14 protein-coding genes are annotated in these 16,055 nt (G+C 42.5%); 9 read left to right on the top strand and 5 right to left on the bottom strand.

The features are described from left to right. Positions 1–50: 50 nt before the first annotated feature. Positions 51–962, bottom strand: coding sequence for a bestrophin family protein (locus tag FTU75_RS16065; protein ID WP_078191309.1), 912 nt, complete (start codon positions 960–962; stop codon positions 51–53). A 75-nt stretch (positions 963–1,037) separates the two neighbouring features. After that, complete coding sequence (radC, locus tag FTU75_RS16060; RefSeq protein ID WP_180116424.1) at positions 1,038–1,739, bottom strand: DNA repair protein RadC; 702 nt, start codon at positions 1,737–1,739, stop codon at positions 1,038–1,040. Positions 1,740–1,851: 112 nt separating this feature from the next. On the opposite strand from radC, the gene coaBC reads away from it, so the two are divergent. After that, the gene (gene coaBC, locus FTU75_RS16055; protein ID WP_078191307.1) at positions 1,852–3,123 is read left to right on the top strand and encodes a bifunctional phosphopantothenoylcysteine decarboxylase/phosphopantothenate--cysteine ligase CoaBC; all 1,272 of its coding nucleotides are present in this window, start codon (positions 1,852–1,854) and stop codon (positions 3,121–3,123) included. A 389-nt stretch (positions 3,124–3,512) separates the two neighbouring features. Beyond that, on the top strand, positions 3,513–4,034 hold the full coding sequence (locus tag FTU75_RS16050; protein ID WP_180116423.1) for an Asp-tRNA(Asn)/Glu-tRNA(Gln) amidotransferase subunit GatC: 522 nt from the start codon (positions 3,513–3,515) through the stop codon (positions 4,032–4,034). Between the two features lie 119 nt (positions 4,035–4,153). Here FTU75_RS16050 and dusA read toward each other — a convergent pair whose 3' ends face one another. After that, on the bottom strand, positions 4,154–5,185 hold the full coding sequence (gene dusA / locus FTU75_RS16045) for a tRNA dihydrouridine(20/20a) synthase DusA (RefSeq protein WP_180116422.1): 1,032 nt from the start codon (positions 5,183–5,185) through the stop codon (positions 4,154–4,156). Positions 5,186–5,469: 284 nt separating this feature from the next. Between dusA and FTU75_RS16040 the strand changes: the two genes are divergently transcribed. The 3 genes from FTU75_RS16040 (at position 5,470) to FTU75_RS16030 (ending at position 8,225) form a co-directional block, all read left to right on the top strand. Next, on the top strand, positions 5,470–6,885 hold the full coding sequence (locus tag FTU75_RS16040; protein WP_180116421.1) for a methylenetetrahydrofolate reductase C-terminal domain-containing protein: 1,416 nt from the start codon (positions 5,470–5,472) through the stop codon (positions 6,883–6,885). A 187-nt stretch (positions 6,886–7,072) separates the two neighbouring features. After that, a complete protein-coding gene (locus tag FTU75_RS16035; protein WP_180009025.1) occupies positions 7,073–7,483 on the top strand; it encodes a hypothetical protein in 411 nt (136 codons plus the stop codon). Between the two features lie 97 nt (positions 7,484–7,580). After that, entirely contained in the window at positions 7,581–8,225 is a 645-nt protein-coding gene (locus FTU75_RS16030; RefSeq protein WP_180024572.1) for a HEPN domain-containing protein, read from the top strand. A 55-nt stretch (positions 8,226–8,280) separates the two neighbouring features. Here the strand turns inward: FTU75_RS16030 and FTU75_RS16025 are convergent, their stop codons facing one another. Together FTU75_RS16025 and FTU75_RS16020 are read right to left on the bottom strand one after the other, a co-directional pair. After that, positions 8,281–9,477: an MFS transporter gene (locus FTU75_RS16025; RefSeq protein WP_180116420.1), complete on the bottom strand. Its 1,197-nt coding sequence runs from the start codon at positions 9,475–9,477 to the stop codon at positions 8,281–8,283. Between the two features lie 123 nt (positions 9,478–9,600). Beyond that, the gene (locus FTU75_RS16020) at positions 9,601–10,518 is read right to left on the bottom strand and encodes a DMT family transporter (RefSeq protein WP_180116419.1); all 918 of its coding nucleotides are present in this window, start codon (positions 10,516–10,518) and stop codon (positions 9,601–9,603) included. A 940-nt stretch (positions 10,519–11,458) separates the two neighbouring features. On the opposite strand from FTU75_RS16020, the gene FTU75_RS16015 reads away from it, so the two are divergent. The 4 genes from FTU75_RS16015 to FTU75_RS16000 all read left to right on the top strand — a co-directional run bounded on the left by FTU75_RS16015 (position 11,459) and on the right by FTU75_RS16000 (position 16,054). Continuing rightward, positions 11,459–12,586: a Re/Si-specific NAD(P)(+) transhydrogenase subunit alpha gene (locus tag FTU75_RS16015; RefSeq protein ID WP_078191288.1), complete on the top strand. Its 1,128-nt coding sequence runs from the start codon at positions 11,459–11,461 to the stop codon at positions 12,584–12,586. Positions 12,587–12,597: 11 nt separating this feature from the next. Next, positions 12,598–12,918, top strand: coding sequence for a proton-translocating transhydrogenase family protein (locus FTU75_RS16010; protein WP_078191287.1), 321 nt, complete (start codon positions 12,598–12,600; stop codon positions 12,916–12,918). Positions 12,919–12,921: 3 nt separating this feature from the next. Next, complete coding sequence (locus FTU75_RS16005; protein WP_078191286.1) at positions 12,922–14,376, top strand: NAD(P)(+) transhydrogenase (Re/Si-specific) subunit beta; 1,455 nt, start codon at positions 12,922–12,924, stop codon at positions 14,374–14,376. Between the two features lie 346 nt (positions 14,377–14,722). Continuing rightward, on the top strand, positions 14,723–16,054 hold the full coding sequence (locus tag FTU75_RS16000; RefSeq protein ID WP_180116418.1) for an ammonium transporter: 1,332 nt from the start codon (positions 14,723–14,725) through the stop codon (positions 16,052–16,054). Position 16,055: the final 1 nt, after the last annotated feature.

Below are 16,055 nucleotides of genomic sequence, written 5' to 3'. Positions count from 1 at the left end.
GGATCATGGATCTGAATGCGATCCGTGCATTCAGGCGAAACGCATACCAATTATAATAAATTATGATCTTTAGCTTGAATCGGTGGTGGGGTGGGTTTTCCTAAAGTTCCAAGTAGCTCAATTTCAATAGTTCGAACCATTGAGTCCAAAGGAAGGTCATTGCTTTGTGTACCAAAGGGCTCTTCAATCTCTGAACTCAGCGCATCTAAGCCTAAAAAGGTATAGGCCAAAATCCCGACCAAAAGGGGGGTCGCAAGGCCTAAAGTAGAACCCAAGCTAAAGGGTAAGACAAAACAGAAAAAATAAACGGTTCGATTCAGCAAGACTGAATATGCAAACGGTAATGGCGTGGTGGCAATCCGGTCACAGCCGGTTTGTACGGTGCTGAGTTCCATCACATGCTGATTCATCTGGGTATAAATAATATCTGAAATTTCACCATCTTTAAGCGCCTGCATTAGCTCCCATTGAATCAAACTCAACGTGTACTGCGGTGCATTGGCCTGTTGGTATAACTGGGTGATGGCATTCGCACTCATGCCGCTGGTTTCAACCAGTTCAGTGGGATTGGCGGTTTGATGGCGGAGTCGGTCACGTAAAACGTTGGCAAAGACGATCACATGTTGAATCACACGTTCACGACGACCTTGACTGAGTAAACGGCAGTCACGGTCAAAATGTCGCGCGTTGGCAATCAAAATGCCCCATAAACGCCGAGCTTCCCACCAACGGTCATAGCAAGCTGAATTTTTAAAGCCTAAAAAAATCGACAGCACGACACCAATTAGGGTAAAGCCGACCAAAGGAAATTCGGTAAAATGGAAGATATCGACATAGGATAAGCCGCCCACAATGGCAGACAGCAACATAACGATCCCGAGCGGTGGTAAAACCTTAGGTAAAATCGTTCCTCGCCAAGAAAATAGCAGTTTAAAAATACTCGGTTGGTCACGGACGATCATGTTCGAATGATAATTTCTAGTTTTAAAAAATTATGATGATCTTCGGGTTTGCTCAAGCACTTGTCAATAACTGTTTCATGCAGATGAGTGTGCTTGGAGCAAGCCATGTTCAGCAAAGGAAAAACTCCCTTCTGTTGAGATAATGCAATGATCGATCAGTCGAATTTCCACCAGCTGACAAGCCTGCTGAATGAGTCGAGTCAATTCAAGATCGGCAGCAGAGGGTTCTGCACGACCGAAAGGATGATTATGTGCAATGACGATACTGCTGGCGTGTTCAGAAATGGCATAACGCAGCAGTTGATTGATGGAAATTTCACAGGTATTGAGGCTGCCATAAAAAAGTTTTTTAAAGTTTATTTTTCTTAAATGCGCATCTAGACAGAGCACGCCAAAGACTTCTTGACGTTCCGCTAAAAATTCAAAGCGAAGAAAATTTTGTAATTGTTCAGAGTGTTGCAAGTGCAAGGCTTCATTTTGAAAATGTTGACTCACATAGCGTTTACCGAGTTCTTTTACCGCCATGAGCTGCGCATATTTACTGTTTCCGATGCCATGAAACTGGCGTAAATCCTCAAGTGACGCATTCATTAGCGCTTGCAACTGACCAAAATGTTGGATCAGGAGTCGTGCGAGTTCGACAGCAGAGTGCTGCTGGGAACCAGAGCGTAGGAAAATAGCCAGTAGCTCAGCATCGGATAAACTTTGTGCGCCTTGTTGAATCAGGCGCTCACGTGGGCGTTCTTGTTCAGGCCAATTTTTAATTGAATTATTCATTATTCTTAGACTTTTTTATTATCATTCAATCGGCTTTTTCACAGCAGATTGTTGGGTCAGTGCATATTTAATGCTATTGTGAGCGCCACTGCAACAGATAGGTAGCCTGTTCGTGAGCTTTGATTTAAGTGTAATGCCCACAAAAAATATTCTTTTAGGTGTCACTGGTGGTATCGCAGCCTATAAAAGTGCCATTCTTGTCCGTCGATTAAAAGATGCCGGATTTGATGTGCGCGTGGTGATGACTCAAGGCGCGCAAGCCTTTGTGACCCCGCTAACGTTTCAGGCGCTTTCAGGCAACCCTGTGCATACCGAATTACTCAATCCCGAAGCAGAAGCGGGTATGGGGCATATTGAATTGGCACGTTGGGCTGATTTGGTATTGGTTGCTCCTGCAAGTTGCGACACGCTGGCAAAATTTGCGGCGGGTTTAGCAGATGATCTTCTTTCGACACTTTATCTTGCGACAAAAGCACCCGTTTGGGTTGCCCCTGCGATGAATCAGCAAATGTGGGCAGCCAAAGCGACACAGCGTAATTTAAATACACTGGTTGAAGATGGCGTACATGTGATCATGCCCGATGCCGGTTCTCAAGCCTGTGGTGATGTGGGCTTAGGACGCATGCCTGAGCCTGAAGATCTAGCAGATCAAGTGACGGCCTATTTTCATCAAGCACAGCGAGCTATTGCTGAAAAATTTGGCATGCTTGCAGGCAAACATGTGGCGATTACAGCCGGTCCTACACGTGAGTCGATAGATCCTGTACGTTATATTTCCAACCACAGCACAGGTAAAATGGGTTTTGCACTGGCAGCGGCTTGTTATGCAGCTGGAGCTAAAGTAACGCTGATCGCAGGACCCGTAAGTTTAGATACACCAAATGGTGTACGACGGATTAATGTGCAGTCTGCAATTAAAATGTTAGAGACCAGTCTGCAAATGCTGGATGAAGGCTGTGATATTTTTATTGCAACAGCAGCTGTTGCCGATTATCGCGTGGCAGAAGTTGCAGAGCATAAAATCAAAAAAGCTGGCGATGAACTCAATGTGGCATTAATTAAAAACCCAGATATCGTTGCAACGATTGCGCAGCAGTCAAAACGTCCATTTATGGTGGGATTTGCCGCTGAGACACGCAATGTCGAAGAGTATGCAGCAGGTAAACTTGTGGCAAAAAAACTCGATATGATTGCGTGCAATGATGTCTCACGTAAAGATATTGGTTTTGCTTCTGATGAAAACGCCATGACCGTGTTCTTCGCCGATCAATATCAAATGGAAAAGCGTGATTTAGAGAAAGCGTCCAAACAAGAAATTGCACAGCAATTGGTGGAAGCTATACATGATGCGCTACATCATGAGCCTGAAACGGACGATGAATAATTTCAGTTGATGCCTTAAAAATCCCCGCACTGTTCGGGGATTTTTATGGCGCATTTAAGATGTTTTATTTCAGGATTTATATTGAATAAATCACAATAGGATCGATTTCATATTGAAAATATGAAGGCTAGGAAACCACTACCAAAATGGTCATTTTCAACAAAAATATGTCAGCAAAAGACCAAGGCTGTCAGTGTTTTAAAACATCAAAAATGCAATTTAAGTGATTGATATCAAAATTAAATATAAAATTGAGAAATCTTGATAATTTGGCTTGTACTGTGTGTTTTATTGGCTATTATGAAGCAAACAATGAGGAATGTTTGGATCGCAATCTGTGATCGGTCTGACTTTTTCATCAAGAATAAATGCATCATGGAGGATGCAATATGTTTCGATGGCTCACCATTTTTTTACTGTTGAGTTTGGCTGGTTGTAGTTATTTTGTCTCGACAGATGAATTATCTCGGCAGATTGAGCAGCAGATGCAGCACGAGTTTGATCAGAATCCAGATTATCGGCAGTACCATTTACGGATTCAAAATATAAAAGTATTAGAACGTAAGGGATTAAGTTTTAAGGCTCAGGCGACGTTGCAATACGATGGTCAGCCTTATACTGTTTTGGTCGATATTTACAAAGATTTGCAAGGTTATGCATGGAAAATAGATGAAGAACAATTTGCCTTCATTGACGAAGCTGAAATTGCAAAATATCAGGCGCAGTTAGATCAAGAGTTGAATCATTTGGTTGAGGAATTGGAACAGCCAACCGAGGAGGTTGAGCCTGTTACATCGGCGCCTGAGAGCTATGTGGGTTTACGTGATGAAGAAGATCCATCCGATTATCAATGGACTAACTATGATGATGAACCTTTTCCCAAAGGGAACATTACGGTCAATAGTCATTGAGCAATGATGTGACTGTTTAGATGATTTAGCTGAGTTGTGACGATGTTGCTAAACACGTACTTGGTGAGGCTTGACAAATAAAAAAGCCCGCAAAGTAGTGGGCTTTTACTTTTAGAAGATTAATCTTCTAAAACGACTTTAGGATGATCACGTAAATAGTCTTCTGTACGTTGCATTGCATCCTTAATATTTTGGATGGCATTTTCCAGATCGGCAAAGGTTTTGGCATTGCCACCACTTAAAGCCTGACGCCATTTTCGAGCACCTGGCAGATTTTGGAATAAACCTAAAATATGACGGGTAATGATAGAAAGAGGTGCACCTTCTTCCATGCGTTTAGCAATATATGGCAGCATTTGATCGATAATATCGAAACGGTTGGGTAGTTCGAGATCCCAAAGCTGACCGATCTCAGCCAATAAGTACGGATTGTGATAAGCCTCACGGCCAATCATCACGCCATCAACATGTTGTAAATGTTGCTGTGTTTCAGCAAAGGTTTTCACCCCGCCATTAATTTCGATCAATAAATTTGGACGGTCTTGTTTCAGACGATAAACATCTTCATAACGTAAAGGTGGCACATCACGGTTTTCTTTTGGCGACAAACCTTGCAGCAGGGCAATACGGGCATGCACGATAAAATTGTCACAGCCAGTCTTTGCCACGGTATCGACAAAATGCAGCATTTCTTCATAAGACTGCATGTCATCAATCCCGATGCGGTGTTTCACGGTCACTGGAATATCAACAGCATTTCGCATTTCAGCAATACATTCAGCCACCAAATCAGGCTCTGCCATCAAGCATGCGCCAATTTTATTGTTCTGAACGCGGTCACTTGGGCAGCCGACATTGAGGTTCACTTCATCATAGCCCCAGTCCTGTGCCATCTTGGTACAGGTCGCTAAATCTTTAGGATTTGAACCGCCTAGCTGTAACACAATCGGGTGTTCTTCGTTGTTATAGTCCAAATGACGATTCGCACCGCCAAATAAAATCGCGCCTGTGGTGACCATCTCGGTGTAGAGAATCACATTAGGGTTAAACAAGCGTGCAAAGAAACGATAGTCACGAGTCGTCCAATCCATCATTGGCGCAACACTAATTCGTGGTTGAAGTTTATTTTCAATGGGTTGGAGATCAGTCATCAAAAAAACACGCCTTAAAAGAACAAGATGGAAGAACGAAATGGAAAATGGTGAAAAAATTACAAAAGCAGTCCGAAATACGATGAAAAAAACCGCATTTCAAGACGCGCGCAATATTAGCATAAATTGTGGTTTGGGGCATGGTCTTGCTAGCGTGTCATATTCAAGGTCAGGCCAGAAAGAGTCGGAAGTATGGCTTAAGTAATTTAAATTTTTATGTGATTAATCTATAATTTTATAAACTTTATTGTATGGTTTCTCAGCAGATTTAACTGCCTGCCTTTATGTCTTTATTTTCCCAATATCTATTGCAACGCCAGTTTTGTATCTCGTTTGAATATCTAACGACGCAAAAACCGCATTGTGTCCCAACGACATTTGCAGGCTTTCCTGTGTGCATGACATTGGCTGACCGAGTACAAAGTGACACGGATATTGCTCCTTTAGAAGCAATGCAAGACTACCCTCAAAGCATTGAAAAAATTCTGCATTATTCGGGGAAAGGCCGAGATATCTCAGATTTTCAAGCTTTTCTGAAAGATGTTCAGCAGCACGGGGTAGAGAATTTACTCTTGCTCAGTGGCGATAAACTCAAGCAGCATCAGGATGGGGCAAATGATCCTAGCTTACGGAGCCGCTATTTAGAGTCGGTCAATCAAGTCATGGCAGCCAAAGACTTTGGCGGGTTTTATTTAGGGGTAGCATTTAATCCTTTTAAATATGCAGAAGCAGAAAAGGATGCGCAGTATTTTAAACTGAATAAAAAAATTCAAGCTGGCGCTGACTATGTGATTACACAGTTGGGCTTTGACATGGATGTGTTGAGCAGTTACCAACACTATATGCAGCAATACTATCCACATGTACCTGTATTGGCTTGTGTCATGCCGCTGACCTTTACCCGTGCCCGCTTTATGGCCAAGCAAAAAGTCGCAGGCATCGTGCTTTCAGCAGATGTATTAAATTTTTTGCAACAAGAACAGCAAACTGATGCCATACAAGCTGAACAAAATGTCTATGCTCGCTGTGCCTTACAAATTTTAATGTGTCAGCAATTGGGCTATGCAGGGGTTCATTTATCGGCCTGTCATAAAGCGGAAGAACAAGAGAAGTTGCAAAAAGCAATTTTGCAATTTGCCACATTAACGTTTGAACAGTGTTTAGCAAAATGGAAAATGCTTTGGCGCTCTAGTGTTGAGGTGAACTTCCAACCAACGGGCGCAAATAACCATAAGGCTCCAGTTGAACAAGTTTTGAAATATAAAAGTATGCATATCATGCATGAGTTATTTTTTAGTTCAAAACTGGCCAAAGGAGCGGGATCTTATATTTTTGCGGCCAAATTATGGCAAAAACCGAAAGCTGATGCAGCCTTGCTGAAAACAGAATTTATCAGTAAACATGGCATCGTGGGCTGTGAAAGTTGCGGACAATGTCGTTTAGGTGAAACCTTATATATTTGTCCTGAAACATGCCCAAAAGGATTAGCCAATGGACCCTGTGGTGGCTCAAGCCTTGACCGCTGTGAGTTTGAAGACCGTGAGTGTATACACTCGGTCAAAGCGCGGTTGGCGAAAGCCGTCGGTCAAGAAAAAATGCTGAAGCAAGAGCTCATCCCTACAGTTGCAATTGAAACTCGCCACAGTAGCTCTTGGAAAAACTGGTTTGTTCCACCGAATTCGTCACCAACAGAACAATAATTAACTTAAAGCATTATTCAGTCTAAAACCTTCATAAAGGTGATTCTTTCAAGCGCTAATCATTCTAAAAATCAGACGAATAGTCGTATAAAAAAATGAAAAAGATGAAAGAAACAATTAAGATCAACAGCAGATGAAAATCAAAAATTAAAAATAGAAATGTGAAGAATTTGGGGAATACCACATGATGAAAAAGACCTGCTTAGGAATAGCGTTGGTTTTCACATTGTCAGGCACAACAGGCTGTTCAGTTGTCATGGCAAGCAAGCAGCCAAACAAGAAAAATACCGAAATGATTCAACAAGGGCTATCTCGTAACTTGGTGATTGCTGAATTTGGCGCACCGATCACCTCTGAATATAAAAATGGCAAACGCTATGAAATTTATACTTTTACCCAAGGTTATTCGACTGCCAGTAAAGTCGGACGTGCGTTTTGGCATGGTGCTGCAGATGTGGCGACCGTGGGGTTATGGGAACTTTTAGGAACACCTGCCGAATCCGTTTTTAATGGAAAGAAAATGTCTTATGAATTGATTTTTGATGAAAATGATCTGTTAGAACGTTATACCTATCTCACACAAGATGAAACCAAATAATTGAATACAGAGATATTTTGATTGCATGCTGGTAAACAATTGCGCTAAGTTCAAATGGTAGAAAAATAAACGAATTATCCATTGGAATTTAGCAGGCATGATGCTACTTGAAGAAATATTCAAAAGTAAAAAGTCGGAACATACCGACCAATTTAATTTACGCATTCATCGAGGGTTAAGTTGGCTGAAAAAGTCGATTGATCTTCAAGATGATCTCGATTTGCAATTTATCAGTTTGTGGGTGTCCTTCAACGCAATATATGCGCAAGACTTACAGATTGCGCAGGACAAGCAAAGCTTAAGACAGTTTTTATATGTGATTTGCCAAAAGGATGCAGAGCATAAAATCTATAATATTTTATGGGAGCGTTTTAGCCAGCCGATACGGTTATTTTTAGATAATCCCTATGTTTATCAAGGTTTTTGGGATTATCAAAATCAAAAAATTAGCCATGACGCATGCAAAGAGGGCTTGGCGCATGAAAAACAAAAAGTACTGCACGCGCTTAAAGAAAAAGATTCCGTTGATATTTTAATGGTGCTGTTCAATCGCATGTATACGCTACGCAATCAAATGGTTCATGGCGGCGCGACCTATAAAAGTTCAGTCAATCGGAAACAGCTTCAAGACGGCTGCACAATACTGTCGGCACTTTTACCGGTATTTATAGTGGTTCTTTTGGAAAATGCAGAAACCTTGGATTTAGGCAAACCCTTTTATCCCGTAGTGCAGGTTAGTTAATTTTAAAAAAACTAAAGCCACAGTAATGTGGCTTTAGAGTAATGATCCATACATTTCATTGTGGATATTTTAGTTGACGCGCAGTATAGAGTTGATCGATCAATACAAAAAATCCAGCAGCAATGACTAAAGCAATCCCTGTCATGCAGGTGGTGGTCCAGCCGCCATGATGCCATGCAAATACGCCCAAAGCTGAACCACATGCACCACCGACAAAATAAAAAGTCATGTAAATTGAATTGATTCGAGAGCGTGCAATCGGGTTGAGTTGGAAAATAATATTTTGATTACAGCTATGCACCATTGCCAAACCTAGATTGATTAAACCATAGCCCAAAATATAAAAAGCAAGAGATGATCCACCCAAGTACAGCAGTCCCCAACTGAGGGCTAAGATGCTGCAACCGAGCCAAGTTAATTTTCGGTTAAAGCCAAAATCTGCCCAACGCCCAATCCATTGTGTCGATAGCGCACCAAACACACCAACTAAAGTCACAACACCAACCCAAACATCGGCTAATTGAAAAGGTGGCTCAGTCAGTAACATGGCAATGGTGGAAAACAGCATACTCATCGCGGCAAAGACACAGCCCCCAATCAGAGAACGGAAAATTAACCGTGGCTCATGTTTGAGTAATGCGCCCATGGACTGGAAAACTTGGCTATAGGGCATCCGTGTGATGCTGACCACGGGCAAACGTTTTTTGAGTAAGAGTGCTAACACCAACATCAAGAGAGCACTGAGGATGTAAATCGATTTCCAATGAAACAGATAGGACAATAAGCCAGAGAGACTGGTCGATAACAGAATACCGACCAATAACCCACTCATTAAAAAGCCAACAACAGCCCCAATTTTTTCAGGTCGTATTGCAACCGTGACCAAAGGGATGAGGACCTGAGCAGCCACTGAAAATAGCCCCGTGATAATGGTTCCTGCCCAAAGCATGTATAGATTGGTCGAAAAAGCACAGAGGGCTAAACCCACAGTCGCACCAAGCATGAGTAATGGAATAAATTTGGCTTTATTCACAATATCGCCAATCGGCACAATAAACAGTAGACCCAAAGCATAAGAAATTTGCGCAAAGGTGACGGTTAGCGCCACCTCTGATTGTGGAATTTGAAAGCTTTGTTGGATAGAGGCCACTAAAGGTTGGCAATAATAATTGGCACCCGCACATAAACCACATGCAGCAGCCATAAGCCACAACAGGGTTTTATCATGGCTAATGTCGATCGAGGCTTTCATAAATTGTCCAGATATTGGGCGGAAGCGTATGCAAAGAATTTGCTGCCACGCTGTTGTGGTCACTATAAGGAAAATCAAACAGGTCTTAAAGTGTTTCTCTGTGAATAGTATCCAAGTACGGGTTTAGGATTTCTTACTGAGACTGATCATCAAGACATCCAGCATATTCAGACCGCAACCGACCCATTGCCATAGGTTTAAATGTTCATTCAACAACGCGACGGCCAGTAAAATCGTTAAAATGGGCCCGATAGAGGCAATCATGGCCGATTGTGCTGCCCCGAGTCGGACGATACTTTGCATCATTAAAATGGTTGGAAGTACGGTAACCAATAGTCCGAGCGCTAAACCATACAGCCAGACTTGACTCGGGAGTTGTTGAAGCAAGGCAATGGGCTGCGGTGTTGCAAATAGAAAATGAATAATCGTCCCAACGCAGGCTATGCTCAGGGCTAGACCAGTAAAGTGTAAAGAACCAAACTTTTGCATGAGGCCTGGCGTGAGTAATAAATAAATCGCAAATAACACGGCACTGGCAAAAACCAAACTACATCCGAGCCAAAAGTACTGATCATGTGGTGTGGCACTTTGTTCTTGTAGCATCACTAAAACTGTCCCGCCATAACTTAAAATCAGGGCAAGGATGGTTTTAAAACTCAGTGGCTTTTTGAATAAAACAGCGGAAGCCAGCACGGTTAATGTGGGGTACAGAAAAAGAATAATTCGTTCAAGCGAAGCACTGATATACATCAAGCCACGGAAGTCGAGCCAACTCGAAAAGTAATAGCCGATTAAACCGGAAATGAGCAAGAGCACCCAATCTTTTCGTTGAATCGTTTGATAGGAACATCGACTCAGCCATGCAATGACCAAGAAAAACGGCAATGCACTCATCATGCGTAAAGCCATGAGGACTGTAGCATCGACAAGAGGAGAAAGTGCATAGGCTTGCTTAATAAAAATCGCTTTGGTACTAAACAAGAAGGCAGCAATCAGCGCAAAAATTGCACCGATGAAGTGCGGACTAAGGTTTCTTGACATAAGTTAAGATGTGCCTCATGACGACTGAACGAATTCGACAGCATTGTTCCGATAAATTTGAACTGTCATTTTGATTATAAAAAATGCATCGTGTGAGTAAAAATGCAAAAAAAGAATAGTACTTATTCCTTTATGCATAAGGGATTGCTAGATCAAACATGAAAAACAGCGGAAGAAATGACCAATTTGGTTTTGACTTTTTTAATATCAACATGACTCGGGAGGTCAAATATATCAGGCTGAAACATTTAAGGTGAAAATTGCACATAAATGGTGCAATAGTGTTTTTTTGGGATAGAAAGTCAGTAGCGATATCATGATGCTAAATATTCAAAAAATTATTTTTTTAGCTAAAAACGTCAATTCTAAGTTAAGGCGAAGCATCAGGTGGGGGAGAGCAAGATCTCAATAAACCCGAAACGTGCGCAAAAATCCATCGGATATTCAAGCTGACCGATTTGACGAGACTGTGGCAGAAAAAAGTCAGTTTTCAATGCAGGTCAGCACGTCAAAACTGTCAAATGAGTCAACGAGCTGATGCAGTCTGCATGAAAGAGTGGCTTTACCTGACTTAAGTCGATTTTTCACGACACGTTCAGGTCATTAGTTGTCGAATGAAAATGTCACAATGATCAACGCACTGAAACAATCTGCACTAAAACCAGCGAAATTATTTATGTTTTTAGTCTTAAGTAATATTAAAAAGTTATAAATAGGATAAAAATGAGTAATAAATCGACAAATAAAACTGAATAAATGAAATATCGCACCATTCTTTTCATGAATCATGAGTTCAAAATATGGGTATTTATTAAATAAATATTGGGTAGTATTTTAAAAAAGTTCAATTAGAATCCAAAAATTGTACAAAAACACATCCTGAGGGGAGACATCGCGGATTGCGATGTTTACTTAAGAAAAATTAGCTTGAGGAACGCTCATGCAGATCGGAATTCCAGCCGAAACTGTTGTCGGTGAAAATCGCGTCGCTGCGACGCCTGAAACAGTAAAGAAGTTGATCAGCGCTGGTCATAGCGTCGTTATTGAACGTGGAGCAGGGGTAAACGCTGCTTACATCGATAGTGCCTATGAACAAGTTGGTGCCAAAATTACGGATGATGCCTATACCGGTAGTCAAATGATTTTGAAAGTTCGTGCGCCTAAAGGTGACGAAATTCAAAAACTCACAGCGGGTACCACCGTTGTGGGGATGTTTGACCCTTACCGCAACACCGAACTTGACCAATTTGCGTCACAAAACGTGTCTGCATTTGCATTGGAACTTTTGCCACGAACCCTATCTCGTGCGCAAAACATGGACGTACTTTCATCTCAAGCCAACCTTTCAGGTTATAAATCTGTGCTTTTGGCTGCGGCAGAATATCAACGTATGTTCCCAATGTTGATGACAGCAGCAGGTACAGTGAAACCTGCACGTGTTGTGATCATGGGCGTAGGTGTTGCAGGCTTACAAGCTATTGCAACAGCAAAACGTTTAGGTGCCGTAGTTGAAGCAACTGACTTACGTCCTACAGCACGTGACCAAGTTGAATCTTTGGGTGGTAAATGGTTAGACGTACCAATGTCACCAGAAGAGCAACAAAAAGCAGCTGATGCTGCAAAAAATGGTTATGGCTGGATGCCAGGTGAAGACTACATTCGTGACCAAGCGATTATTGTTGATAAAGCCGTATCGAATGCTGACATCGTGATTACGACTGCATTATTGCCGGGCCGTGACGCACCACGTTTAATCAAAGCAGAAACTGTTGCCAAAATGAAACCGGGCTCAATCATTTTAGATATGGCGGTTGAAACTGGCGGTAACGTTGAAGGTTCTGTCTGCGGCGAAAATGTCGTGACTGCAAATGGTGTGAAAATTCTCGGTATCCCAAATATTCCTTCAACAGTTTCGACTGAAGCGTCGGCACTGTATGCACGTAACGTTTTGAATTTCATTGAAACCATGTTTGATAGCGAAAAGAACTTCGCGATTAACCCTGAAGAAGAAATTCAAAAAGCACTACTTGTCACTCATGGCGGCCAAGTGCTGCTGAAACGTGGTTAAGGAGAATCATCATGGTTGAAACGATTACTATTTTTGTCTTGGCAATCTTTGTTGGTTACTACGTGGTTTGGGGGGTAACACCTGCACTACACACACCATTAATGGCTGTAACCAATGCTTTGTCATCGATCATTATCGTTGGTGCGATGATTCAAACCGTTGGTATCCCAGGTATTGTGGATGCAAGCGTACAGTTCCAAAGCATTAACGTGGTGAGTATTTTAGGTGCGATTGCTGTTTTCCTTGCAAGTATCAATATTTTTGGTGGCTTTGCGGTGACTGCACGTATGCTTGAAATGTTCAAACCTAAGCAAAAGAAAAAAGAGGGTTAATCCATGGAATTCATTAAAGAATATGCGGATTGGTTCTACCTGATTGGTGCCGTTCTTTTTATCTTAACGTTGCGTGGTTTGTCTGGTCCGAAAACTGCGATTCAAGGTAACCGTTACGGCATGATCGCAATGGCGATTGCTGTAATTACTACATTCTTTGTTGCAGATCATCCCGTGATTTGGATGATTGTGGGTGCAATGGTGTTGGGTGCAGTCGTAGGTATTGCACGTGCAAAAACAGTTCCGATGACGCAAATGCCTGAAACTGTGGCACTGATGCACTCATTGGTCGGTTTGGCTGCGGTACTGATTGCGATCGCTGCAATTCTACATAACAACCAATTGACTGCGGCATTCGCGGAGAATGAAGCGGTATTAACAGCTGCGGGTGTAGAACATGCCCACATGAGCAAAGTTCATTTATTTGAATTGTTTGTAGGCTGTTTCGTTGGTGCGATTACTTTCACAGCGTCTGTATTTGCTTATGGTAAATTGGCTGCGAAGAAATGGGCAAAAACCATTTCGGGTGGATGGGTAAAACCTGTTCAAGCTTTAATTTTCCTTGCAATGTTAGCGTGTGGTATCTACTTCTTCACTACAGGCAACATGAATGCTTTCTGGGCAATGACTGTTCTTGCACTTGCATTTGGTTGGGTATGGATTGCACCTGTAGGCGGTGGTGATATGCCAGTGGTGGTATCGCTACTGAACTCATTCTCAGGCTGGGCTGCAGCAGGGATTGGTTTCACGCTTGAAAACAACATGCTGATTGTTGCAGGTTCACTGGTTGGTTCATCGGGTGCAATTCTGTCTTACATCATGTGTAAAGCCATGAACCGTTCAATCATCAACGTTTTGTTTGGTGGTGCAATGGGTGGTACAGCAGTAGCGGCGGCAGATAATGGTGAAAAAGCACAGCGTAATCACCGTTCAGGTTCTGCAGACGATGCTGGCTTCTTGATGTCAAATGCGGACAGCGTGGTGATCGTACCGGGTTATGGTATGGCGCAAGGTCGTGCACAAAATGCCGTGAAGGAATTGTGTGAAATCTTAAAAGAGCAAGGTGTAAAAGTTCGTTTTGCGATTCACCCTGTGGCAGGTCGTATGCCGGGCCATATGAACGTACTTTTAGCTGAAGCTGACGTTGCATATGAAGACATTCTTGAAATGGACGAGATCAACTCAGACTTCCCAGCAACAGATGTAGTACTGGTGATTGGTGCGAATGACGTTGTGAACCCAGCGGCAAAAGACGATCCAAGTTCTCCAATTTACGGCATGCCAATCCTTGAAGCACATAAAGCACGTACCATTATGGTGATCAAACGCTCTATGGCTACAGGTTACGCAGGTCTAGATAATGACTTGTTCTATAACGATAAAACGATGATGATCTTCGGTGATGCGAAGAAAGTTGTGGAAGATATGACAAAAGCCATTAATGGCGGTGGTCATTAATCCATATTGCCAAAGTCCCGCTGTGATAAAGCGGGATTGAGGAAGATTTAAACCACCTTCGGGTGGTTTTTTGTTTTCTTCGCTTTTATTTTCTTGGCTTTTGATTAATGAATGCTTCACACTAAAAGTGCACAAATATTTAGCGCATCAGGTGCTTGAATCAAATTGATGCGTGTTTTGAAACCAAGGTACAGATCGATGAGCTGTTTTGTTCCATTAAATTCGATCTCAGTGATTCAAAATATTGTCGCGAACTGGTTTTGTGACGCAATGCATTGAAAAATAATTAATTGTCTGAAATTTGGTATTCTTTTTGCACAGCATGGTTATTCTTGGGGGAATAATCATGAAAAAAACATACTTGATGGCACTGTTTCTGAGTGTCCTGACATCGACTGCATGGGCAGTTGACCCGCAAATCGCCAGTAATATTCAAGACATTCGTATTTCGCTCGACAGTATTTGGGTGGTACTGGGCGGCATCTTGGTGTTCTTTATGCAAGCTGGATTTGCCATGATCGAAAGTGGTTCAGTTCGCAGTAAAAACACTATGAACGTACTCATGAAAAACTACATGGATGCCTGCTTGGGTGGTCTGGTGTTTTGGTTGGTGGGTTTTGGTCTGATGTTTGGGGTAAATACGACGGGCTGGTTTGGCTTAAGTCATTTTGCACCCGATCAACTGGATGATTGGCACTGGAACCTCCTATTTTTCCAAATGATGTTTGCTGCAACGGCAACCACTATTGCCAGTGGTGCAATGGCAGAGCGGATTCATTTTGTCGCTTATGTGGTGAGTGCGGCCGTTGTATCCGGTTTGATTTATCCTCTCTTTGGTAGTTGGGCATGGGGCAGTTTATTTGGCGGAGACGGTTGGTTAAAAGCACTCGGGTTTATCGATTTTGCAGGTTCGACCGTGGTGCATTCTATGGGCGGCTGGGTGGCTTTAGCGGGCATCATCGTACTAGGTCCACGTTTGGGACGATTTGGACGCAATGGGCAAAGCCATTATTTACCGGGGCATAACTTACCATTAGTGGCATTAGGTGGTTTTATTTTATGGTTAGCATGGTTTGGTTTTAATGCAGGCTCGACCATTAATGCCAATGTCAGCGTAGGACGTATTGCTTTAAATACGCACCTTGCAGCGTGTGCTGCAGCGGTTGCATATATGTTGCTCTGTCTCATCCGATCTAAAGCCATTTTGATCCGCAGCACGATCAATGCCTCACTGGGTGGCTTGGTTGCCATTACGGCAGGCTGTGCAACGATGTCTCCACTCTATGCAGTCATCACCGGTTTATGTGCAGGTGTTATGGTGACCTTCCTGCCAATGCTCATGGAAAAAATGAAACTGGATGATGTGGTGGATGCGGTGACGGTACATGGTTTCTGTGGCGCATGGGGAACATTGGCTGCAGGGATCTTCCTTGAAAATAATATGTTTAATGGCGATGTCATCGCGATACAAGGGCTTGGGGTGATTGCAGCCTTTTTATGGGGTTTTGGCGTTGCGTTCATTGTATTTAAGGTCTTGGACAAATTGTTGGGTGGCTTACGGGTGAGTAAGCAACATGAACAAAGGGGTTTGGACTATACCGAACATGCTGAATTGTCTTATCCCGAGTTTCAAAAAGATGTGACTTTTGAAACGGATGAAATGACTAAACGTCATTAAC

Source organism: Acinetobacter sp. YH12140 (genome assembly GCF_013418475.1).
Classification (GTDB): Bacteria; Pseudomonadota; Gammaproteobacteria; order Pseudomonadales; family Moraxellaceae; genus Acinetobacter; species Acinetobacter amyesii.
The sequence above is the reverse complement of the archived record's forward strand: the minus strand, read 5'-3'. Positions and strand labels throughout refer to the sequence as shown.